Below are 20405 nucleotides of genomic sequence, written 5' to 3' on the forward strand. Positions count from 1 at the left end.
GCAGGGGATCAGTTGATCCAGCCCTGTCCGCTGAACCCACAGGTGAATTCCTCGATCAGGCTGCGCCAATACCATCTGCTCGCACAGCTGTCCACGAGCGCGGTCTGCTGGGCGCGTGCGTTCAGCGCGGTTCCGTCGTCGACGAGACGCAGCGGTTCCGCGCGCAGCGCGACGGACGCGGCGGGCACGGGGCCGGCATAGGCGCCGCCCGTCCGGCTCGTCGCGCCGGCCGCGCCGCTGAGCGCGAGCCCGACTGCGAGCATGGTCAGGGTCCGGCGCACCAGGTGCTTCGAATGGCTCGATGTCATGCCTGTCTCCTTGGAATGGAAGCGTCGTTGGTCGGCGTGAAGGCCGTCATCCGACGCTTCATATTAGGTAGCGCGAATGCCGAACGAGGTGCGCATGCGTCCATATTTTGGTGCGCGTCCGTTCGCAGACCGAAGCAGTGGATCGAGGCGGAGAGGGTGTCGGATCCGTTGAAAGACTGTGGCGCGGGGCCGGGGCGGGGCGTGACGGACGGCGGAATCGCGCCTGCCGCGCCCGGCGTTCACCGACGTCGCGCTGCGCCGCGCCCGACGGCCCGGGAGGCGGATGCGCTCACCGCGCGTTCACGCATGCGTAGGTAGCCGAGTACTGATACCTCGGCGCGGGATGCTGGTCGACGCCCTCCGTCACCGGCAGCGCGGCGTGCAGATGGACCCTTTTCAGTTTCGCGTCGCCGTCGCACGCACGCAGCGCGCTCGACAGGCAGGGCGTTTCCGCCTGATCCGGACCGGCCACGCAGGCGACCGTGACGTGCCGCGCGAACGCGTCGGGCCCGGCGTCGGGCGCGGGAGACGCGGCGCAACCCGCCAGCGCGATCGCCAGCGGCAGGCTCGCGCGGGCAGCGGCCAGCCCGCGGACGCCCGGCGCGGAACCGGGCGTCCGCGTCATCGAACCTCCGGGCGGCAACGCTTACTGACGGACATTGATGGTCCCGAACACGCCCTGCGCGGAATAGAAGATGCGTTGATAGAGCGCGTCGTTGTAGGAATAGTCCATCACGGTGCTGATCGCGCCGAGCCGCGTGGCGGCGCACGTGAAGTTCACGCTCGCGCTGCCGCCGGACGGCGTCGCGCCGACCGTCACCGAGGTCGGTCCCGACCATTGCACGCCGCAGCCCACCGAGCTTTGGCCGACGTTGTAGCCGCGGCAGTTGAACTTCGACGTGCCGTTGCTGACCGCCGGCAGGTTCGGCCAGCGCGCGATCGCGAGATCGGCCGAGCACGAGACCGGCAGCGGGTTGCCTGCCGACAGCGAGAAATCGCCGGCGGGCGGATGCAGCGTCGCGGTCACCGGCGAAAGCTGGATGGGCCCGCCCACCGCGGCCGCGGCTTTCGCGCGCGGCGCGGCGGCGTCGGCCGCCGGATACTGGCAGACCGCCACCGCCGTGACATCTTCGCCGACGCTCAGTTGGCCCTGCTCGGTGATGTCGCGACCGCCGTTCGCCGCGCAATAGAGCGCCCGCCACGCGTGGGCCTGCGGCGCCGATGCGGCGGCGGGGGTTTCCGCACGCGGCGCCGCGCCGTGCAAGACCAGGAAAATCGGCAGGAGATAACGCCAGACTCGCAGTCGCATAATGCCCTCGCTTGATGGAATCGGAATGGAAACAGGCGTGATTCGAAGCGGTCGATTTAATCACCGCTCATGCTTTTTTAATCAGGCTTGCTCAAATTAAACGATCCTGGAATTTAATCCAATGAATCTTTGGTGACGTGAATCACGATCGATTCGAGCGTGCGAATGCGCAGCGGGACGGGGAGCGCGAAGGGAGGGAAGGCCGCGCGACGCACGGACTTTACATCGACGTGCGGGCGACGAGCACCGCCGCGCCGAGCAGCATCAGCCCGCTGACGCGGCTCAGGCCGCGCGCGAAGCCGGGCCGGCTGGTCCAGCGGCGCGCGAACGAGGCGGTCACGCTGTAGGCGAGCAGCACGGGATACTCGATCGCGAGCGCGGCCGCGCCGAGCCAGGCGATCGTTTTGGGAATGTCGTGTGCGTTGCCGGCGAAGGTGGGCAGGATCGCGCAGAAGAACAGCATCGACTTCGGATTCGACAGCGCGAGCAGCGCGCCGCGCCCGAACAGCGCGCCCGCGGATTCGCGACGCCCCTGCGCCAGCGCCTGCGCGCCGCCGCGCGAGAGCAGGATCTTCAGCGCGAGCCAGGCGAGATACGCGGTGCCCGCGTACTTCACGATGTCGAATGCCGTCGGGCTCGCGAACAGGATCGCGCTCAGGCCGAGCGCGGACGCCGCGCAATACACGAGATTGCCCGCGAGAATCCCGAGCACGCCCGCCTGCGCGCGCAGCCAGCCGTTGGTCATCGCCTGGCCGATCACCTGCATCACGGCGGGGCCGGGCGTCAGGTTCAGCAGGAAGGTGGTCGCCGCGAACGTGACGAGCAGTTTCCAGTCGATCACGCGCGGCGCGCCTCGGCGGTCGACGCCTGCTCGCAGTAGTCGAGCAGGTCCGAAATTACGCGCGGAATGTCGTGGGTGATCGCCGGGCCGTGCATCGGCAGGATCAGATCGAGATCGAGCGCCCGGATCTTGCGCAGCGCGGCCGCGAAATGACGCAGCGACGGCAGGTAGCCGGACTTCTCGATCGACGCGACGATGGCCGCGACCGGATCGTCGTGCGGCGTCGCGACATCGCCGTGGCTCATGAACAGGTCGGACGACAGCAGCGTCCGGTACGCCGGCAGGTAGACGACCAGCGAATCCCACTGGTGCACGTGCGTCGCGAACAGCGGCACGACCTCGGTGCCGGACAGCGTGACGGGCGCGCCGTCCTTGAGCGGCTTCGCGCGCACCTCGAACAGATCGGCGAGCGCGTGCGTGCAGATCGGGTGCGCGTAGGCGGTGAGGCGGGGATTGGCGGCGAGGAACTCGGGCAGCGCGCCCATCTCGTCGGCCTCGAAATGCGGCACGACGATGCTGCCGACCTGCGCGGCCGACAGGCCGAGCGCGCCGAGTTGCCGCGCCAGCTCGGGAAAGGTCGCGCGCATGCCGGTTTCGACGCACAGCAGTTCGCCCTCGGGCGACTTCACGAAGAACTGGCTGAACGCCAGCTTCAGCTTCTCGACATACAGGCTGGTGCGAAACAGCCCCGGACGCATTTCAACGGCGGATGACGACGTGCTCACTGCGCGAGCCCTCTTTGCTGTTCGTACTGGCGGATGACCCGGGTCCCACGCTCGGCGAACCAGTCGCGATAGGTGGCCATGTAGCTGGCGTCGTCGTACAGGAACGCGACATCGGTGGGGACCATGTTGCGGATCGCGATCAACGGGACGGGACATTGTAGCGGACGGAACTCGGGGTTCCAAAGCCCGCGCTCGTCGCAGTCCGGATAGAACTGGCCGATCATGAGACGGCGCGCCACGAACGTCGGCTTCAGGCGCTGCTGCGCGGCCGCCACCACGCGGGCAGGCTCGGCGAGCCGCAGCGGCACGATCAGCCGGCAGCGATAGAGATCGCCCGGGCCGCCGCTGCGTTCGAAATCGCCGAGGTGGTCGAGGAGTTCCTCCACGAATCCGGTTTCGACGCGCGCATTGCTGCACACGAACTCGAAGGTGTTCTTCATGATCGCGGCGCGCGTGAACGGGCAGACGTCGCCGCTGCGGCCCACCGCCGGATGCGGCGCGCACAGGAATTGTTCCGCCCAGTGCGCAATCGGCGCGAGATCCGCGCTCGCCTGCGCATCGCCGAATGTCAGCACATTGAAATCGGTCGTGTATTGTTCCACGGGATTCTCCGTCGATGATGATTAATACATTAACGCGCGGATAAATGCGATACACCTGTTGGAATTGGCAGGGATAACGAAAAAGACGAAAATTAATTCATTGGAATTTGAAACAATGAAACCCGCGAATCGAGCGGAAGTAAAAAATCGATTTTTCCGTCAATGAAATGACATCGACGCGGAATTGCCCGGCGGGCGAACCGGAATGCCGAAGACGCCGCCCGCGCGCAGGCGCCTCCGTTTCAAACATGCGTTCCAGCGCATGCTCGACGCAGCCGCGGTGGGGAATGGCTATCATGGCCGCGGCAGCATACGAAGGCGGAAGACGAGATGACGCGGGCCGGCTGGCGCGCGATCGGACATCGGGCGCGCGGGCCGCGCGCCGCATCGGGAGACAAGCCACATGAAAGCACTGCTTTGCCATGCATTCGGGCCGCTTGACCAGTTGCGGGTCGAGGACGCGCCGGCGCCCACGCCCGCGGCCGGCGAGGTGCGGATCGACGTGAAGGCCGCATCGCTCAATTTTCCGGACGTGCTGATCGCGCAGGGCCTCTACCAGGTCAAGCCGGCGCTGCCGTTCTCGCCCGGCGCCGAGTTCGCGGGCGTGATCGACGCGCTCGGGCCCGACGTCCGCGGCTGGCGCGTGGGCGACGCGGTGATCGCGTCGCCGGGCTACGGCGGCTTCGCGCAGCAGTGCGTCGCGCCCGCCGAGCGGCTGATGGCGCTGCCGGCCGGCATGGACTTCGAACAGGGCGCGGCGTTCGTGCTGACCTACGGCACGTCGCTGCATGCGTTGCAGCGGCGCGCGCGGCTGCAAGCCGGCGAGACCGTGCTCGTGCTCGGCGCGGCGGGCGGCGTCGGGATCGCGGCGGTCGAGATCGCGAAGGCGCTGGGCGCGCGCGTGATCGCGGCCGCCTCGAGCGACGACAAGCTCGCGCTGTGCCGCGACGCCGGCGCCGACGAGTTCATTCACTACGGCAACGAGGATCTGCGGCGGCGCGTCGACACGCTCACGCAGGGACGCGGCGTGGACGTGGTCTACGATCCCGTGGGCGGCGCGTACAGCGAGGCCGCGCTGCGCGCGACCGCGTGGCGCGGGCGTTACCTGGTGGTGGGCTTTGCGAACGGCGAGATTCCGAAGCTGCCGCTCAATCTGACGCTGCTGAAGGAGCGCGATGTCCTGGGGGTGTTCTGGGGCGACGCGATGCGGCGTGCGCCGGCGCACTACGCCGAGGACATGCAGCTGCTGGCCGCCTGGTTCGCCGAGGGACGGGTGCGGCCGGCGATCACCGAACGCGTGCCGCTCGCGCGCACGGCCGACGCGCTCGCGCGCATGGCGGGCCGGGCGGTGAAGGGCAAGGTCATCGTGCAACCGGGAGCGTGACGCCATGACGACTGCAACGATCGAAATCGCCGGCCTGCCGTTCGTAAGCCTCCCCGATGCGGTGCGCCATCATGCGCGGGCATGCGGCGACGCGCCCGCGCTCGTGTGCGACGGCGAGACGCTGAGCTACGCCGCGCTGGATACCCTGGCCGAACGCTGTGCGAGCGCGCTGCAGCGCGACGGCATCGCGCCGGAGGAGGTCGTCGCGATCTGCGCGAGCGCATCGCCGCGCTATGTCGCGGCCTTCATCGGGGCGCTGCGGGCCGGCGCGGCGGTCGCGCCGCTGTCGCCGAGCGCGCATCCGGACAGCCTGGCCGCGATGATCGCCAATGCCGGCGCACGCGTGCTGCTGCTCGACGAGCCGGTCGAGCGGGCGCTCGAGGCGGTCGCGCTGCCGGCCGGCCCGACCCTGATCCGCCTGGACACGGTGGGCACGCCCGCCGCGCCCGGGTTCGACACCTGGCTCGCGCCGGCCGGCACGGCCGCGCGGCGGGTGGAGATCCGCCCCGAGTGGGCATTCAACCTCATCTATTCGTCGGGCACCACCGGCGTGCCGAAAGGCATCGTGCAGTCGCACGCGATGCGTTTTTCCTACAGCGCGCGCGGCGCGGAGCGCGGCTACGGGCCGGGCTCGGTGACGCTGACCGCGACGCCGCTCTATTCGAACACCACGCTCGTGTCGTTCTTCCCGACGCTCGCCCTCGGCGGCACCGTGGTGCTGATGCCGAAGTTCGACGCGACGACGTACCTCGAACTGGCGCAGCGCCATCGCGCGACCCACACGATGCTCGTGCCGGTGCAGTATCAGCGGCTGATCGCGCATCCGGACTTCGATCGCTACGACCTGTCGAGCTTTCTCGCGAAGTCGTGCACGAGCGCGCCGTTCGCGGCCGGCGTGAAGGCCGAGGTCGTGCGCCGCTGGCCGGGTGTGTTGAGCGAGTTCTACGGGATGACCGAGGGCGGCGCGTCGTGCGAGCTGTGCGCGAACGCGCATCCGGACAAGCTGCACACGGTCGGCAAGCCGATGCCCGGCCACGAGATGCGCATCATCGACGAGCAGGGCCGGGAGCTGGAGCCGGGCGCGATCGGCGAGGTGGTCGGCCGCTCGCCGACGATGATGACGGGCTACTACCGGCAGCCGGACAAGACGGCCGAGGCGGAGTGGTTCGACGCCGAGGGGCAGCGCTACATCCGCACGGGCGACATCGGCCGCTTCGACCCGGACGGCTTCCTGGTGCTGATGGACCGCAAGAAGGACATGATCATCTCGGGCGGGTTCAACATCTATCCGAGCGACCTCGAACAGGTGCTCGTCACGCATCCGGACATCGCGGAAGCGGCGGTGGTCGGGGTGGCCTCCGAGCGCTGGGGCGAGACGCCCGTCGCCTTCGTCACGCTGCGCGACGGCGCGGGCGCGACGGGAGCGGCGCTCGCGGAATGGGCCAATGCGCGGCTCGGCCGCACGCAGCGGCTCGCGGACGTGGTGGTGATCGACGCCTTGCCGCGCAGCCCGATCGGCAAGGTGCTCAAGCGCGAGCTGCGCGACGGATTCCGGTCGTCGGTGGCTTAGCATGCGCGGGGGGCGCGCCGATCCCGCGGTCGGCGCGCGATGCAGGGGCGGCCGGCTCGCGCCGGCACGGCGCGGCGGATGCCGGGAGCGCCCCGGCGCAGGCATCGGCATCGACCGCGTTTTTTTCTTCGCCCGCAATCTCATTCCCGATGGATCCACCCGCCCGGTGTGGATGCACCCGGTGTGGATGCACCCGGTGCGGATGTACCCGGTGCGGATGTACCCGGTGCGGATGCACTAGCCGCGCTGGGGCATCTGTCACTGTCGCATGCCCTTCACGACTGGAATCATGGTGACTCGACGGCAACGCGCATGCGACGCGCCGAGCCGCCTTTCCTGATTTCAACGGAGTGAACCATGGACAAGAACCGTATCGAAGGCAAGCTCAAGCAGGTGAAGGGGGCGGTCAAGGAAACGCTGGGCAAGGTGACGGGCGATCGCACCACGCAGGCCGAGGGCCAGGCGGAGAAGACCGCCGGCAAGCTGCAGGAGAAGGCCGGCGAGGCCGCGGACGCGATCCGCAAGCACACCGGCGCCTGAGCGGCGCCCGCCGTCGCATCGTCGCATTCCCGCCGCATCGCCGGCATCCCCGAACCGAACGAGGTCACGCAATGAACACGCATCGATTCGCTCCCGCACTGATGGTCGCCATGCTCGCGCTGACGCCGGGCGCTCGCGCGCAACAACAGGCGCCGCTGCCCGAGGACAACGCACTGGAAGGCCGCGTGGTCGCCGCGCTCTCGCATGATCGCGCCATCCGTACGCCCACCCGCATCCAGGTCCGCGCCGATACCTCGGGCGCGGTGACCTTGACGGGCGACCTGGGCTCGAACCACGAGATCGGCGCGGCGGTCGCGACGACCAAGCGCGTCGAGGGCGTGCGCGCGCTGCACAGCGGGCTCGTCGTCAATCAAAGCCTGAATTGAGCAGGCCGTGCGCCGCGCGGCGCACGGCGCGTCATGCGCCTTTCTTGTCGAGCAGCGCCTGATACTTCTGCAGGCTCTGATCGATCTTGTCGAGGGCGATGCTGGCCGCTTCGCCCTCGATCGCCTCGGCGGCGCCCGCGACCATCGCCGCCGTCGCGACGAACAGGTCGGTCAGCAGCAGCCCCATCGCATCCATCGCCATGCCGCCGGCGTCCTCGTCGATGGTCTTTTGCGCGAGATCCTTCATGAGCACGCTCTTGCCGGCGATCGCCAGCGACGCCGACGCCTCGAAGTAGTTGGCGGCCGCCTGCGCGACCATGCCGCCCGCCTGCGTGATCATCATGTTGGGGCCGACCGCGATCTGGGTCGTCGCGTAGGCCGCCGTTTCCGCGTTGATCGCCTGCACCGACTCGATGCTCTGGCGATTCAACAGCGTCGGCGCGCCCGCCGGGTCCGGCGCGCGCAGCGCGCCCGAGAACTGCTTCAGGCGGCTCGCCGGCCACGCGCGGGCCAGCGGCGCAGGCGGCGCGAGCGCGCCGACCGGGTCGGGCGGCGGGGGCGCCTCGGGCGCGGGGGCGCCGCGTCGGGCGGGCGGAGTGGTCTTCCTCGTCATTGTTCAAGCGTCTCCGTGGTCAGGTCGCCGCGTCCCGAGCCGGCTGGCCGGCCGCCGTCGGGCTCTTCGCCGACGGCTCGACGGACAGGATCATCGCCACGGCCTTGGATACGACTGCATTGGAAATCTGGTTGAGCGCCGCCTGCTGCTGCGTCATGTTCTGCGCCGAGATGCCGACCGCCTGGCCGAACATCTGGTAAAGCATGCCCAGTGCCTGGGCCGGGGATCCCGCGACGACGTTCACGTTGGTCTGCGTGAGCGCGTCGGTGATCTGTTCGTTGACTTTGTCTGCCACGAGGCCTCCTCGGATCTCGGGTGCGGCGGCGGATGGAAGGAAACGGGCCGGCCGACGAAGCGGCGTTGCCCTCTGCGATTACGGACGCGGCCGGCCGACGCTTGTGAATCCGGGCGAGGCAATCCGCGCGACGTCCTTTGCGCGAGGCCATCCTCACCCCAGTTCGGCCCTCAGCTTCTTGCGCAGCAGTTCCACCCGTTTGCGTGCGAGCGGCTCGTTGATCCCGAGCGTCGCGGCGATGTGCAGATAAGGCCGCTCCTCCTCGAACTTGAGCGAGAACAGCGTGCGCTGCTGCGGCGTGAGCGCGGCAAGCACATGTTCGAGACGCAGCAGCTGCTGGCGCAGCAACAGCTGATGTTCGACCGACGGCGCGTGGCCGGCGAGTTCGATCAGGTGATCTTCATCCCAGTCGGCGTCGAATTCGATCACGCTGCTTTCCCGGTGCCGGCGACGCGCGTGGTCGAGAAACGCGTGATTGAGCGCGAGGAACAGGAAGCCGGCGAGATTCTGCACGCGCTCCGGGGAGCGCTGCAGATAGAGGTGCACCTTGAGCGCGGTATCCGACATCAATTCATCGGCGCGGTGGATGTCTCCCTTGCATAAAAGGCGGGCGCGGCGGCGAAGTTTCCCCTGCATTTCCCGCCACGTGCGATCGAGCTGTTCGGTGAGCAGCGGATCAGTCCGAGTCTCGGATGGATTCGAGGATTTCATCCTGTATTTTCCTGATGGGTGGAAAACACAGGATCCCGGCGAAGCCATGCGGGGCGCAGTTATGCAGGTAACACCGCGCCTTCGCCGGCCGCGCGCCGAACCCGTTCATTGATTGCCGGCCACGATCGAGCGCAGCCGCTCCGGCGCTTCGATCGTCAAGCCATGCCGATGCAAACGGATAAAGCCTTCGCGCTGTAGTTTCTGGAGAATGATATTGAGGCGCGGCCGGCTGACATTGAGCATCGCGGCCAGAATCGCCTGGTTCGCGGGCAGCAGGATTTCCTGGCTGCCGCCGTGCATCGGATCCAGCAGATAGCGCGCGAGCCGCGCCTCCAGCCGGTACAGGCAAGCCGATTCGACGAAGTCGCTCAGCTCGTGGACATGGCGGCAGAGCTGCTCGTGGATACGGGCCATGAACTCCACGTTGGCGCGCAGCGGCGCGAAGTACGCGCGATGCAGCAGCGCGATCCGGCAGTCGGGGCTCAGTTGCGCGGTGAAGCTGCGGCGATGCGGCCCGAGCAGCGCGCTTTCGCCGATCATCTCGCCCGGCAGCGAATGGCCGACGATGATTTCCCGCCCGCCCGGCTCGTGCAGCGTCTTGTACACGCGGCCCTGCTGGACGAAGGCGATGAAGTCCTCGGGATCGCCCTTGAAGAACAGCAGGCGATTGCCGCGCCCCGAGCGCGGGGCGAGATGCTGCTCGACATGCAGGCGGAGCGAATCGGGAAGCGTGTCGAGTATCGACGACGCGGATGACGCCTGAGGCTGGGCAAGGGCGAGAGCTGACATGGTCTCCGTACGCGGTTGTATAGGTTGATCTGGCCACTCCACTCAGCGGAAAAACGTCCGTGTCCGTACGGTGTGAAAAGGGGGTTCGAATACCTACCAGAACAGGTAGGGCGGCGGGCGGCGGAAGGGGCGTGACTGCGCTGAGCGTGGGAAGGCGCGTACGAGACCGTGGTGGAGGGCGAAGCGTCGCGGGCGGGAAGCGGCCTCGGTGGCGTCGGTGTCGTCGCTATCGCGGCCTCGGACGCGGATGCGAAGACCGGCTGCGGCGTTTCCCCGAAGTCGTCCGGGCCTGCCCGGTTGCGAGCGGCGCCCCCGGAATTCGCGCACCCGAGATCCGGGATGTCCGGCTTACGGCCGGGTTGCCCGAACGCCCCGCCGGCGGCGCGGCCGTCCGGGCGTCACGGCGGCCCGGATAGCCTTCCGGAGAGTCCGCCGCGATCGGCGCGCGGGCATCGGCGCCGAATCGGATTCGTCCTGATTCGATGCACGCGCATCGATCGCGAGGCGCGCGCCGGCGGGCAGCGCCTGGAGGACGAGCCGGCCACCCCGGCGGAAGAAGAACGGCAGGCCGCCGCCCGGCTTCGCGCCGGCTCTCCGCCGCGCATCGACACGCAGGGCCGCCCGATGCGTCAGCCGCGTCGGGGATTCAGCGCGGTGATCAGCTGGGCGATCGGCGCGAGCTGGGCCAGCGGGTTCTGGTTCGCCGCGCGCGCGGCCGCCGCCACGCCCACGGGCGATCCCGCATAGAGCTGCAGGATGCCGACGGTGGTCGCGGCCATGTTCGCGGCCGCCTGGTTCGCCTGCATCTGCACGGCGTTGTGAAGCAGGATCGACGTCGCGTGCGCATTCGACTGCATGAGCGTGCCCAGCGCGACGGCGGGCGACTCGCCCACGACCTTGACGTTGGCCTGGGTGACGGCATCGGTGATCGCGGGGGAGACCTGATCTGGCATGGCGTTGCTCCTCGATGGCAGGGAAGGGGGCGGGGAGGGCGCGAATGGGAACGTCCACGCGCGGAACCGGCCGCCGCCGGGATGCGGCGGCGGCCGGCATCAACGGCGGCCGGGTCCGGCCGGCCGCCGACGGGCGCTTACGCGCCGCCGCCGAGCGCCTTGCCGAGCGCGATCGCGCTGGCCAGCGCGGACAGCACGCCGGCCGTGCCGATCTCGGTGGCGGCCGCGCCGGCGCTCTCCGCGCCGAGCGCGTACAGCTGCATCGTGCCGACATTGGTCGAGGTCTGCAGCTGGATCGCCGCCTGCGATTGCTGCTGCACGGCGTTCTCGAACAGGATGCCGAGCGAGTGGCTCTGCGCCTGGTACAGCGAACCCATCGCCATCGCGGGGGCTTCCGCGACCACTTTCACATTGGTCTGGGTGACCGCGTCGGTGATCGCCGGATTCACGCCGCATGCCTTGCAGGGCGTGGTCGTGGTGGGCGTGGTCGGATCAGGGGTGGGCATGGACGAATCTCCTGGTTGGCTGGCCATCGCGACGGTGGGCCGGCGCTGCGCACAGCGGAATCAATAGGGGGTGACGAAGCATGGGAGCGACGCATCGCGCGGCGCGCAGGGCTCGCGCGCCGGCGACGGCGGCCCGCCGCATCGGGCCGCCGCGCGTGAGGCGCGCGTCAGGCGGTGCCGCCGATGGTCTTGCCGATGGCGATCACGTCGGCCAGCACGGCGAGGATGCCGTTCGAGCCGATCTCGGTGGCCGCCGCGCCCGCGCTTTCCGGTCCGATCGTGTACAGCTGCATCGTGCCGACGTTGGTCGAGGTCTGCGACTGGATCGCCGCCTGCGATTGCTGCTGCACGGCGTTCTCGAACAGGATGCTCAGCGAATGGCTCTGGGCTTGATACAGCGAACCCATCGCCATCGCCGGCGCTTCGGCGACCACCTTCACGTTCGCTTGCGTGACCGCATCGGTGATCGCGGGATTGACTTGGCACACTTGGCACGTATCCGACATCTTTTGCTCCTTGGTTCAGGTGACGACATTGAGGGATCGCACACCGGGAGCCTGCCGCTGCTGCGTCGCGCCGCGTGTCCCAGGTGCTATTCCAAGGACGCTTCGTCAGGCGGCGCGTGAACCGCGGGCGACGGTTCGGCCGGTGCGGGCGCGGCGACGGTCGCGGCCTGCGCGCCCAGCGCCGCGAGCCACGCGTGGATCTCGTTCACCTGCTGCGCGAGCGGCGCCAGATGGATGACGAAGCTGCGCTCGACTTCCTGGCGGATCAGGTCGGCCAGATGCTCGGCGATCGCCTCGAGCGCCTGCCGGGTCGCATCCTGCGTGGCCGCACCGTCGGCCGGCGGCGGCGCGGCGGCGGGCTCGCCCGCGTCGACCATGCCCGCCACCTTCTGCTGTTCGTTTTCCAGCAGCCGTTGCGTCGTGGCGTTCTGCGTGTCGATGGTTTGCAGAATGCCGCGCATGTTCTCGTAGGCGCGCTGCTGGTTCAGTTGCAGGAAGTGACGCATCTGCTGGCGCACGGCCTGGCGGTTGTTCGCCCCCGGCGCGGCGGCGTTCGCCGCGCGGGGGGCGCCGGGCGTCGCATCGGGCGAAGCCGGCTGCTGTCGTATCTGCTGCAGCAGCCACCGCTCCAGTTCGGGCGTCAGCGGCTGCCCCAGGCGTTGCTCCGCGAGTTGGCGAAACTGCGGGGTGAGCGATTCGTCAGGCATGGCCGGCTCCCGTTGCATGCGCGCACCTGCGCGCGTCGGCCGGAAGGCGCCGCGACGCGGCGGGGCGGTTGCATGGGCGGGGCGGTGCTTCAGGCATGGCGTTCTCCACGGTGAGGGACACAGAGGGCGTGCTCGCCGGAAGGTTCGGCGGGACTGAGGCAAGGACGGCCGGCGACGCCTGCGCGTGAAGAAAAATCTGCGACCGGCGAATGCGCAGCGGGGATGCGCGGGATGCGCGGGGCCGGGTGGGGCGACCCGCCGCGCGTGGCCGGGCTGCACGAGCGGGCTCCGTGCGCTGCGGCGCGACCGGCAAGCACGTTGCTCGTGCGCGGCCCGTGATCGCCGGGCACGGTGCGTGGCACGCGCTCCTGCGAATCGGCGCCATGCGGTGTGCGCGGCGGCGCGGGGCATTTCAGTGCGCCGATCGACGCGTGCCGGCGCGCCGGGCCCGCGTTGTGGATGCGTGCCGGCGCGCGCTCGGTTCAGGTCCGCGCCGCTTCGGGCAGCCTGAACACCGCCACCGCGTGCCGCAGCGCGCCCGCCTGCTCCGCGAGCGCCTGGGTCGCGGCCGAGGCCTGTTCGACCAGCGCCGCATTGCGCTGGGTGGCCTCGTCCATCTGCGTGACCGCGATGTTGACCTGGTGAATGCCGCCGCTCTGTTCCTGAGACGCGGCCGAGATCTCGCCGACAATCGCCGTGACGCGCTGCACCGCGCCGACGATTTCGCGGATCGATTCGCCCGCGCGGCCGATCAGCGCCGCGCCCGCGTCGACGCGCTGCGTCGAGTGTTCGATCAGCGTCTTGATTTCCTTCGCGGCGGCGGCGCTGCGCTGCGCGAGCGTACGGACCTCGGCCGCGACGACCGCGAACCCCCGCCCCTGCTCGCCCGCGCGCGCGGCCTCGACGGCCGCGTTCAGCGCGAGGATGTTGGTCTGGAACGCGATGCCGTCGATCACGGCGATGATCTCGCCGACCTTGGCCGCGCTGTCGGCAATGCCGCCCATCGTGTCGACCGCCTGCGCCATCACGTCGCCGCCCGATGCCGCGATGCCGGACGCATCGTGCGCGAGCTGCGCCGCGTGCTGCGCGTGTTCGGCGGATTGCTGCACGACGCCCGTCAGCTGCTCCATGCTGGCCGCGGTCTCTTCGAGCGACGCCGCCTGCGATTCGGTGCGCGCGGAGAGGTCGTGGTTGCCGGCCGCGATCTGCGCGCTCGCGGTCGCCACCGATTCGGCATGGGTGCGCACCTCGAGCACCACGGCCGACAGGCCGGCCTGCATCGTGCGCAGCGCGCGCAACAGATCGGCGATCTCGTCCTTGCCGGCGGCGTCGACTTCGCGCGTGAGGTCGCCGTCGGCGACCGCCTTCGCGCACGCGACCGCCGCGTCGAGCGGCTTCAGGATCGCGCGACTGAACAGGAAGGCTCCGAGCATCGCGACGGCCAGCACCACCAGCATCAGCACGATGCTCGCGATCGTCGCGAGGCGCGCGTCGTCGCCCGCGCGCGCGGACACCTCGGCGCTGCGGCTCGCGATCAGCTTCGCGGCGTGTTCGAGCAGCGCCGACGGCTCGCGATCGACGCCCGCCACCGCCGCGTCGCCGGCCGTGGGATCGAATCCGGCCGCCTGGAACGCGGCGAAACCGCGGCGGTAGCCGTCGCCCATCGCCGTGTGCGCGCGCGCGAACTGCTCGACGAGCGCGCGGCTGTCGCCGGGCGGCAACTGCTGCGCCAGTTGCGCCGCGAGCGCGTCGACCGCGCGTTCGCGGGTCTGGAATGCTTTCCAGTACTGATCGAGCTTGGCGGTCTGCTTGCCGCGCAGCAGCGTGTCCTTCCATTCCTGGACCTGCAGCTTGAACTGCACGAGCATGGCCGAGACCAGCCGCTCGTCGGCCACGTTCGTCTGCACCTCGCTGGTGAAGGTATCGATCGAGCGATTGAGGATATGGATGCCGTACAGGGCGCCGGAGCACATCAGCAGCAGGGCGGCGGCGAAAGCGAGGGGAATCTTGTAGCTGAGCTTCATGGAACCTTTGATCAACGGGAGGCGAGAACGCGCGGACATGAAATGCCCTACGCCGTAACCCGTTAACGGCCGCGATTCCTCCCGCTTAAAACAGACGAAAGCATTTTCCGCAGCCGCGCGGTTACCGGCGGTTACTATTGCCTTCCAGGAAAGAATGCAGTGCTGGATGTCAGCACTCCTCTATCCCCGGAGTGCGCGCCGAGGCGCCCACCGGCCGGGGAATTCAAGCGCGACAGAACGAGTGTGACGAATCCCGGGACGGCGCAGGGTGGCGGACATTCCGTCACCTGGACGTACGTCCACGAGATATTCCCGTGAAGCACGCACTGCCCGTTCCGTTTCAACGTCTCGCGCTGTCCAATCTCGCCGCGCTATCGGCGGAGCAGATCGGTCTCGCGGTGACGCCGCTGTTCGCCGTGTTGACGCTCGGCGCGAGTGCCGGCCAGACGGGTTTCCTGCAGACGGCGCAGACGCTGCCGTTCCTGTTACGGCGCGCGTCCGCTGGGCGCGGCGGCAGGGACGATCGTCGCCGCGCGCTATGGGATCGAGGCGTGCGTATGGGCGGCCGTGGTCGGCTTCGCGATCCAGGCGGGCGTGATCGTGCTGTCCGCCGTGTCGCGGCTCACGCGGCTTCCGGAGGCATCGCCGGCGGTGTTGGGGCGGGTGACGGGACAGGCGCGCCGCGTGGCCGTCCGGCGCATGCGCATGCCGCGCTTCGTCCACGCCGTCGGTTTGCCTCGGCGCGGGTATTGCAGTGCGAACCTCATGCGCGCCGCTGACGCCTCGTTCGGGGCCAGGAGCCCACCGGCGAGATCCGCTTGCGGTTTCAGCCCGCCATGCGGATCGCCGTGGACGTCGACACCCCGCATATCGACCTCCTGTCGGACGAGGCGATGCCGGGCAGATGGCCTGATTGAACGTTTGCGAACCGCATGCAACCGGACCGTCTCGGCGTGTTCGAGCGTCCGGCCTTCGACGGCCGGCGCTGATCGATCCGCGCTGAACCCTGCGACCGGCCGGTCGGGGGCAGGGGCGTGATTTCGCTGCGCCCCGATCGGGCCGGAATCGAGGCCTCGTCCTTGAGGTGAAGGCCGTGCAGCGATACGTGCGGACGCGCCGGGAGGCCGGGGAATGCCGGTGCGCCCGGGATATCCGGATGCGGTCGGTGCAGTGCCGCTTACTTCCGGGCGGATATCGCGTGCATGCGCCCGATCGGCTTGTCGTGGTCGATCTCGAAGCCGAGGCGCGCCAACGCCGCCACCTGTTCCGCAGGCGCAAGACGCAGCTTGCGATAGCTGCTCTTGTAGAGCGTCCATCCGTTTTCTTCACGAATGTGTATCAGGTCGTTCACCACGACGTGCTCCGGTTCATACTCCAGAACGCACGTCATGATGCGCTGGTCATCCGCTCGCACGGGCAGAAAGCGATCGAGCCCGACCAGCTCCCGGGAAAGATCGCGGAACGTCAGCACGAGATGCCCGCCCGGCGCCAGGGCGTCGTAGGCGTCGCGATAGAGTTGCAGCACATCCGCGTGATTTTCCAGGTGCGTCAGCGTGTCGCCCATGCAGACAACGACGCTGACCGAACCCCGTTCGACCCGCGTCGAAAAGGTGCGCAGATCGGCGAACAGGGTCCTGATCCGCTCGTCCGTCCGGGCCGCGTCCAGCTCCGCCAGGAGATCGCGGCTGCTGTCGATGGCGATCACCGGATCGTAGCCGAGGCGGGCGAGCGCGAGGGACTGATAGCCCGGCCCGCAGCCGAGATCGACGGCGATACCCTCGCCGGTCGTGCCGATGCCCAAATCGGTCAGGAGATTCGCTTGCTCAAGCGCCTTCCCGGCCGGCTCCGCTCCGTTCATCCACACGTAATGCGCGGCGAGAAGATCGTCGTAATGTCGCTGGGCCTGGTTCATGGCGGGGTTGGGTTCGCGTGGGAGGAATGCGCACTGTAATACCAATCGGGCCGTCATGAAGTCCGGATCATGCCGCGCCGGCCGGCCTGGCCGGGATGCGGCGTCAAGACGGCGGTATCGCACGCTGCGCGGAATCTGCATTCCCACCCGGCCGCCCATCGACCGACGCCTCCGCAAGACGAGGGAACTCGACGATGACGGCGAGCCCCCGGCCGTCCAGCCCGGTCTCGAACCGCAGGCTTCCATTGAAGTAACGCACAATGCGTTCCGCGATCGACAAGCCGAGCCCGCTGCCCGACGCCTGTCCGGTCGCGCCGCGATAGAAGCGATCGGTGAGCCGGGCGCGCTCGGCCTCGGCCACTCCCGGGCCATCGTCGAGCACGGCAAGGCATGACCGGGCCTCGCGGTCGGTCAGCCGCACCTCGACGCGCCCCTGCGGCGTGCCGTACTTGATCGCGTTGTCGATCAGGTTGTCGATCAGGATGCCGATGAGCACCGGATCCGCCTGGATCGCTTGCCCCGACTCCCGCCCGATAGCAAGGGTGATGGACTTCTCGCGCGCGGCCGGGGCACGGCGGGCGACGGCTTCCTCGACGAGCGCCGCCATTGCCACGGCGCTTGCCGGCACGCGTTCGTATTCGTCGAGCCGGGCCAGCAAAAGCAGCTGCTCGGCGAGGCGGGCGCTGCGATCCACGCCTTGCACGACGCGCTGCATGGCAAGTTGCTGGAGCGCGGGATCGGTGTTCGAGAGGGCGACCTGCGCCTGCACCTTGATCGCCGCGAGCGGCGTCTTCAACTCATGAGCCGCGTCGGACGTGAAAGCGCGTTCCCGGACCCTCGATTGACGAAGCCGGGCGAGCAGGCGGTCGATCGCGTCGACCAGCGTTCGAACCTCGTTCGGCACGCCCGCGATGCCGAGCGGCGCAAGCGAATCGGCGTCGCGCGCGTGGATCGTGTCCGAGAGGGCCTTGAGCGGAACGAGGCTGCGGCCGATCGCGACCCACAGCAGGAAGGCGAGCACGGGCAGGGCGGCGAGCAGCGGCAGGACGATCCGCCGCGCCGTGCCGGTCGCCATGTCGCTGCGGGTATTGGCCGTTTCCATGACGCATATGGTCCGCCCCGTCGGGGTGTCGTGGAGCGCGAAGATCCGCCAGACGATGCCGTCGATGGCGACGTCGCGCGGCCGCGTGCGCGCCTCCGGCCAGCTGTCGAGCGCCGCGGCGCCCCGGGGCAGGCTCGACGCGAGCACGGCGCCCGTCGCGTCGGATACCTCGTAAAGGACGTCGCGCGGCTGACGGTCGCCGTCGGTGTCGGCGCGTCGCGGGGCGCCGGGGCGCGCGAGCTCGATGCGGGCGTCGATCGGGACGCGCGCGAATTGAACGAGATCCGCGCGGTCGAGCCGGGCGATCAGCGCGGCATATTCGACGAGGCGGGCATCCTGCCATTCCTGGACTTCCCGCGACGCGTGCCGGAAGCTGCTGTACACGGCCACGATCCAGACGACGGCGACGCAGGACAGGACCATCAACGAAAGCCGATGGCGTATCGAACGCGACATCATGGCTTGTCCATCACGTACCCGACGCCGCGCACGGTCCGGATCAGGTCGCTGCCGAGCTTCTTGCGCAGATTCGAGACGTGCACCTCGATGGCATTGCTTTCGACGCCGTCCTGCCACCCATAAAGATGGGCTTCGAGCCGCTCGCGCGATTGCGGCACGCCTTGATGGGTGATCAGTTGGGTCAGGATGGACCACTCCCGGATCGTCAGGGACACGCGGACGGCGTTGCGCGTGGCCGTGCGGGTGACGAGATCGACCGCAAGGTCGCGCCACACGATCGTCTCCTGGCTGCGCCCCTGCGAGCGGCGCACGAGCGCGCGGCAGCGGGCGAGCACTTCGGACAGCTCGAACGGTTTGGCCAGGTAGTCGTCGGCGCCGGCGTCGAGCCCGCGCACGCGGTCGGCGACCGTGCCCCGCGCGGTGAGAACCAGCACGGGGATGTCGTCGCCCGCCGAGCGCAGCGCGCGCAGGATCTCCGCGCCGGACGTGCCGGGCAGGCCGAGATCCAGGACGAGCAGGGCATGGCGGTGGGCCGCGAGCGCCTGCATGGCATCGTTTCCATTGCGGACCCATTGGACGTGGTAGCCGGCCTGACCCAGGCTGATTTCCAGCCCGCTGCCGATCAGGTCGTCGTCCTCGACGAGAAGAATTTTCATGAGCGAAGAGCGCTGCGGTGCACGGGTTCGCCGCCGCATGGCCCACCCGCATCCTGGCCCTGCGACGTCACGCGTTGCCATTGTAAGCGCGCCGCGGATCCCGCTCTCGGGCGAAAGCTTAAGGTTTCCTTCAGCTATTCCCGGTAGCATCGGGCGACCGGCCGAACGGATCGGCCGCTCCCCTGAAATTGATCACCTCATGCATGAATTGGAATGGATTGCGTAATGATTTCGCAACCCTGCATATTGGCAAGGCATCGCGGGAGCCGCATCGCATGAGCCCGGCCACGGTTGATCAATGGCGCGCCTACCTGCTCGTCGCGTCACTTGCAACGGTGCTAATACAGGCTATCGTACTAGGGACGATGCTCGTGTTCGATGCGCCGGAGACATTGTTCACGTCATCAGTTTTTCGCATTGGCGTAGTAGTGTGGGTCGTCGCGGCGGTCGTGCTGGCCCGCAGATGGGCCGAAGCGGCGTTTCGTTCAGCGCTGGCGGGAGACCACATCGGATTCGGCGACGCGCAGTGCGACATCGTGACGCTTTCCAGCCGTTGCCCCCAGCGGGCACTGGTCGTGCTCCACGTGCGGTTCAACCGGAGAAAATTCACCCCCCTGCGTACCGACTAGCAGCGGCGCGCACCCGCACCACGGCGCATGACGTCCGGCGTCTTTTCCTCGCATTCTGAACACACACTGAACAGCCGGTTCGCGATCCGTCGCGCGGCGTCCCACGACATGAGAACGTTGTTCCTGCAGGCCCCTTCGTATGACGGCTTCGACGGCGGAGCGGGCTCCCGCTACCAGGCCAAGCGCGAAATCCGTTCCTTCTGGTATCCGACTTGGCTCGCGCAGCCGGCCGCGCTGGTGCCGGGCAGCCGCGTCGTCGACGCGCCGGCCGACGGCCTGTCGGTCGAGGAGACCCTGAAGATCGCCAACGACTACGACCTCGTGATCATCCACACGAGCACGCCGTCGTTCCCGACCGACGCGATGTTCGCGCAGGATCTCAAGAAGATGAAGCCGTCGATGCTGATCGGCATGGTGGGCGCGAAGGTGCAGGTCGATCCGCACAATTCGCTCACGGCGACCGACGCGATCGACTTCGTGTGCCGCGAGGAATTCGACTTCACCTGCAAGGAAATCGCCGAGGGCCGGCCGCTCGCCGAGGTCAAGGGCCTGTCGTGGCGCGCCCGGGACGGCTCGATCGAGCACAACGAGACGCGTCCGGTTCTCGAGGACATGGATTCGCTGCCGTTCGTCGCGCCGGTCTACAAGCGCGACCTGAAGATCGACAACTACTTCATCGGCTATCTGAACTATCCGTACGTGTCGATCTACACGGGGCGCGGCTGCAAGTCGCGCTGCACTTTCTGCCTGTGGCCGCAGACGGTGAGCGGCCATCGCTACCGCGTGCGCTCGGTGGAGAACGTGCTCGAGGAAGTGAAGTGGATCCGCGACAACATGCCGGAAGTGAAGGAGGTCATGTTCGACGACGACACCTTCAC

26 protein-coding genes are annotated in these 20405 nt (G+C 68.7%); 7 read left to right on the forward strand and 19 right to left on the reverse strand.

Annotated elements, in window-relative coordinates:
* Nucleotides 1–8 precede the first annotated feature (8 nt).
* The 7 genes from AC1RQF_RS07805 to AC1RQF_RS07835 form a co-directional block, all read right to left on the reverse strand.
* On the reverse strand, nt 9–308 hold the full coding sequence (locus AC1RQF_RS07805; protein WP_492871694.1) for a hypothetical protein: 300 nt from the start codon (nt 306–308) through the stop codon (nt 9–11).
* A 289-nt stretch (nt 309–597) separates the two neighbouring features.
* Nucleotides 598–933, reverse strand: a complete 336-nt coding sequence (locus tag AC1RQF_RS07810; RefSeq protein ID WP_492871696.1) for a hypothetical protein — start codon at nt 931–933, stop codon at nt 598–600.
* Between the two features lie 21 nt (nt 934–954).
* Nucleotides 955–1617, reverse strand: a complete 663-nt coding sequence (locus AC1RQF_RS07815; RefSeq protein WP_492871697.1) for a hypothetical protein — start codon at nt 1615–1617, stop codon at nt 955–957.
* 220 nt (nt 1618–1837) lie between these two features.
* Nucleotides 1838–2458: a LysE family translocator gene (locus AC1RQF_RS07820; protein WP_274003078.1), complete on the reverse strand. Its 621-nt coding sequence runs from the start codon at nt 2456–2458 to the stop codon at nt 1838–1840.
* On the reverse strand, nt 2455–3183 hold the full coding sequence (locus AC1RQF_RS07825; protein WP_492871698.1) for an oxygen-binding di-iron domain-containing protein: 729 nt from the start codon (nt 3181–3183) through the stop codon (nt 2455–2457). Before AC1RQF_RS07825 ends, AC1RQF_RS07820 begins: the two co-directional genes overlap by 4 nt.
* Nucleotides 3180–3785 carry a DUF6875 domain-containing protein gene (locus AC1RQF_RS07830; RefSeq protein WP_274003080.1) on the reverse strand — a complete coding sequence of 202 codons (606 nt, stop codon included), beginning with the start codon at nt 3783–3785 and terminating at the stop codon, nt 3180–3182. Before AC1RQF_RS07830 ends, AC1RQF_RS07825 begins: the two co-directional genes overlap by 4 nt.
* 97 nt (nt 3786–3882) lie before the next feature.
* Nucleotides 3883–4083 (reverse strand): hypothetical protein, encoded by a 201-nt coding sequence (locus tag AC1RQF_RS07835; RefSeq protein ID WP_492871700.1) that lies wholly within the window; start codon nt 4081–4083, stop codon nt 3883–3885.
* 105 nt (nt 4084–4188) lie between these two features.
* Between AC1RQF_RS07835 and AC1RQF_RS07840 the strand changes: the two genes are divergently transcribed.
* The 4 genes from AC1RQF_RS07840 (at nt 4189) to AC1RQF_RS07855 (ending at nt 7665) form a co-directional block, all read left to right on the forward strand.
* Nucleotides 4189–5169 carry an NADPH:quinone oxidoreductase family protein gene (locus AC1RQF_RS07840; RefSeq protein ID WP_274003085.1) on the forward strand — a complete coding sequence of 327 codons (981 nt, stop codon included), beginning with the start codon at nt 4189–4191 and terminating at the stop codon, nt 5167–5169.
* Nucleotides 5170–5173: 4 nt separating this feature from the next.
* Nucleotides 5174–6739 (forward strand): class I adenylate-forming enzyme family protein, encoded by a 1566-nt coding sequence (locus AC1RQF_RS07845; protein WP_492871701.1) that lies wholly within the window; start codon nt 5174–5176, stop codon nt 6737–6739.
* Nucleotides 6740–7096: 357 nt separating this feature from the next.
* Nucleotides 7097–7279 carry a CsbD family protein gene (locus AC1RQF_RS07850; RefSeq protein WP_274003088.1) on the forward strand — a complete coding sequence of 61 codons (183 nt, stop codon included), beginning with the start codon at nt 7097–7099 and terminating at the stop codon, nt 7277–7279.
* Between the two features lie 71 nt (nt 7280–7350).
* The gene (locus AC1RQF_RS07855; protein ID WP_274003090.1) at nt 7351–7665 is read left to right on the forward strand and encodes a BON domain-containing protein; all 315 of its coding nucleotides are present in this window, start codon (nt 7351–7353) and stop codon (nt 7663–7665) included.
* A gap of 31 nt (nt 7666–7696) precedes the next feature.
* On the opposite strand, the gene AC1RQF_RS07860 is transcribed toward AC1RQF_RS07855, so the two are convergent.
* From AC1RQF_RS07860 to AC1RQF_RS07900, 9 genes are all read right to left on the reverse strand, one after another.
* On the reverse strand, nt 7697–8278 hold the full coding sequence (locus tag AC1RQF_RS07860) for a hypothetical protein (protein ID WP_274003091.1): 582 nt from the start codon (nt 8276–8278) through the stop codon (nt 7697–7699).
* Nucleotides 8279–8297: 19 nt separating this feature from the next.
* Nucleotides 8298–8573 (reverse strand): RebB family R body protein, encoded by a 276-nt coding sequence (locus AC1RQF_RS07865; RefSeq protein ID WP_274003092.1) that lies wholly within the window; start codon nt 8571–8573, stop codon nt 8298–8300.
* A 153-nt stretch (nt 8574–8726) separates the two neighbouring features.
* Complete coding sequence (locus AC1RQF_RS07870) at nt 8727–9332, reverse strand: RNA polymerase sigma factor (RefSeq protein ID WP_492871702.1); 606 nt, start codon at nt 9330–9332, stop codon at nt 8727–8729.
* Nucleotides 9333–9389: 57 nt separating this feature from the next.
* Nucleotides 9390–10073, reverse strand: coding sequence for a Crp/Fnr family transcriptional regulator (locus AC1RQF_RS07875; protein WP_492871704.1), 684 nt, complete (start codon nt 10071–10073; stop codon nt 9390–9392).
* A gap of 629 nt (nt 10074–10702) precedes the next feature.
* Entirely contained in the window at nt 10703–11026 is a 324-nt protein-coding gene (locus tag AC1RQF_RS07880) for a RebB family R body protein (protein ID WP_274003095.1), read from the reverse strand.
* A 137-nt stretch (nt 11027–11163) separates the two neighbouring features.
* Complete coding sequence (locus AC1RQF_RS07885) at nt 11164–11532, reverse strand: RebB family R body protein (protein ID WP_274003097.1); 369 nt, start codon at nt 11530–11532, stop codon at nt 11164–11166.
* Nucleotides 11533–11699: 167 nt separating this feature from the next.
* On the reverse strand, nt 11700–12038 hold the full coding sequence (locus AC1RQF_RS07890) for a RebB family R body protein (RefSeq protein WP_274003099.1): 339 nt from the start codon (nt 12036–12038) through the stop codon (nt 11700–11702).
* Between the two features lie 86 nt (nt 12039–12124).
* On the reverse strand, nt 12125–12745 hold the full coding sequence (locus AC1RQF_RS07895) for a hypothetical protein (protein ID WP_274003100.1): 621 nt from the start codon (nt 12743–12745) through the stop codon (nt 12125–12127).
* A 482-nt stretch (nt 12746–13227) separates the two neighbouring features.
* A complete protein-coding gene (locus AC1RQF_RS07900) occupies nt 13228–14769 on the reverse strand; it encodes a methyl-accepting chemotaxis protein (protein WP_274003101.1) in 1542 nt (513 codons plus the stop codon).
* Nucleotides 14770–15083: 314 nt separating this feature from the next.
* Here AC1RQF_RS07900 and AC1RQF_RS07905 point away from each other — a divergent pair, with 314 nt between their 5' ends.
* Entirely contained in the window at nt 15084–15548 is a 465-nt protein-coding gene (locus tag AC1RQF_RS07905) for a hypothetical protein (RefSeq protein ID WP_492871706.1), read from the forward strand.
* Between the two features lie 398 nt (nt 15549–15946).
* On the opposite strand, the gene AC1RQF_RS07910 is transcribed toward AC1RQF_RS07905, so the two are convergent.
* From AC1RQF_RS07910 to AC1RQF_RS07920, 3 genes are all read right to left on the reverse strand, one after another.
* On the reverse strand, nt 15947–16681 hold the full coding sequence (locus AC1RQF_RS07910; protein WP_492871707.1) for a class I SAM-dependent methyltransferase: 735 nt from the start codon (nt 16679–16681) through the stop codon (nt 15947–15949).
* Nucleotides 16682–16784: 103 nt separating this feature from the next.
* Complete coding sequence (locus tag AC1RQF_RS07915; RefSeq protein ID WP_492871708.1) at nt 16785–18242, reverse strand: ATP-binding protein; 1458 nt, start codon at nt 18240–18242, stop codon at nt 16785–16787.
* A complete protein-coding gene (locus tag AC1RQF_RS07920) occupies nt 18239–18898 on the reverse strand; it encodes a response regulator (protein ID WP_274003104.1) in 660 nt (219 codons plus the stop codon). Before AC1RQF_RS07920 ends, AC1RQF_RS07915 begins: the two co-directional genes overlap by 4 nt.
* Before the next feature lie 203 nt (nt 18899–19101).
* Between AC1RQF_RS07920 and AC1RQF_RS07925 the strand changes: the two genes are divergently transcribed.
* Both AC1RQF_RS07925 and AC1RQF_RS07930 read left to right on the forward strand, forming a co-directional pair.
* On the forward strand, nt 19102–19527 hold the full coding sequence (locus tag AC1RQF_RS07925) for a hypothetical protein (protein ID WP_274003106.1): 426 nt from the start codon (nt 19102–19104) through the stop codon (nt 19525–19527).
* Nucleotides 19528–19635: 108 nt separating this feature from the next.
* Nucleotides 19636–20405 (forward strand): hopanoid biosynthesis associated radical SAM protein HpnJ (locus AC1RQF_RS07930; RefSeq protein WP_492871709.1); only part of this gene is annotated, 770 nt, incomplete at its 3' end.

Source organism: Burkholderia sp. GW821-FHT14F03, from assembly GCF_058803765.1.

Coding starts and splice junctions, on each gene's coding strand:
- AC1RQF_RS07805 (WP_492871694.1), bottom strand. CDS start 308: ATGACATCGAGCCATTCGAAGCACCTGGTGCGCCGGACCCTGACCATG.
- AC1RQF_RS07810 (WP_492871696.1), bottom strand. CDS start 933: ATGACGCGGACGCCCGGTTCCGCGCCGGGCGTCCGCGGGCTGGCCGCT.
- AC1RQF_RS07815 (WP_492871697.1), bottom strand. CDS start 1,617: ATGCGACTGCGAGTCTGGCGTTATCTCCTGCCGATTTTCCTGGTCTTG.
- AC1RQF_RS07835 (WP_492871700.1), bottom strand. CDS start 4,083: ATGATAGCCATTCCCCACCGCGGCTGCGTCGAGCATGCGCTGGAACGC.
- AC1RQF_RS07840 (WP_274003085.1), top strand. CDS start 4,189: ATGAAAGCACTGCTTTGCCATGCATTCGGGCCGCTTGACCAGTTGCGG.
- AC1RQF_RS07845 (WP_492871701.1), top strand. CDS start 5,174: ATGACGACTGCAACGATCGAAATCGCCGGCCTGCCGTTCGTAAGCCTC.
- AC1RQF_RS07850 (WP_274003088.1), top strand. CDS start 7,097: ATGGACAAGAACCGTATCGAAGGCAAGCTCAAGCAGGTGAAGGGGGCG.
- AC1RQF_RS07855 (WP_274003090.1), top strand. CDS start 7,351: ATGAACACGCATCGATTCGCTCCCGCACTGATGGTCGCCATGCTCGCG.
- AC1RQF_RS07860 (WP_274003091.1), bottom strand. CDS start 8,278: ATGACGAGGAAGACCACTCCGCCCGCCCGACGCGGCGCCCCCGCGCCC.
- AC1RQF_RS07870 (WP_492871702.1), bottom strand. CDS start 9,332: ATGGCTTCGCCGGGATCCTGTGTTTTCCACCCATCAGGAAAATACAGG.
- AC1RQF_RS07875 (WP_492871704.1), bottom strand. CDS start 10,073: ATGTCAGCTCTCGCCCTTGCCCAGCCTCAGGCGTCATCCGCGTCGTCG.
- AC1RQF_RS07880 (WP_274003095.1), bottom strand. CDS start 11,026: ATGCCAGATCAGGTCTCCCCCGCGATCACCGATGCCGTCACCCAGGCC.
- AC1RQF_RS07885 (WP_274003097.1), bottom strand. CDS start 11,532: ATGCCCACCCCTGATCCGACCACGCCCACCACGACCACGCCCTGCAAG.
- AC1RQF_RS07890 (WP_274003099.1), bottom strand. CDS start 12,038: ATGTCGGATACGTGCCAAGTGTGCCAAGTCAATCCCGCGATCACCGAT.
- AC1RQF_RS07895 (WP_274003100.1), bottom strand. CDS start 12,745: ATGCCTGACGAATCGCTCACCCCGCAGTTTCGCCAACTCGCGGAGCAA.
- AC1RQF_RS07900 (WP_274003101.1), bottom strand. CDS start 14,769: ATGAAGCTCAGCTACAAGATTCCCCTCGCTTTCGCCGCCGCCCTGCTG.
- AC1RQF_RS07910 (WP_492871707.1), bottom strand. CDS start 16,681: ATGAACCAGGCCCAGCGACATTACGACGATCTTCTCGCCGCGCATTAC.
- AC1RQF_RS07915 (WP_492871708.1), bottom strand. CDS start 18,242: ATGATGTCGCGTTCGATACGCCATCGGCTTTCGTTGATGGTCCTGTCC.
- AC1RQF_RS07920 (WP_274003104.1), bottom strand. CDS start 18,898: ATGAAAATTCTTCTCGTCGAGGACGACGACCTGATCGGCAGCGGGCTG.
- AC1RQF_RS07925 (WP_274003106.1), top strand. CDS start 19,102: ATGAATTGGAATGGATTGCGTAATGATTTCGCAACCCTGCATATTGGC.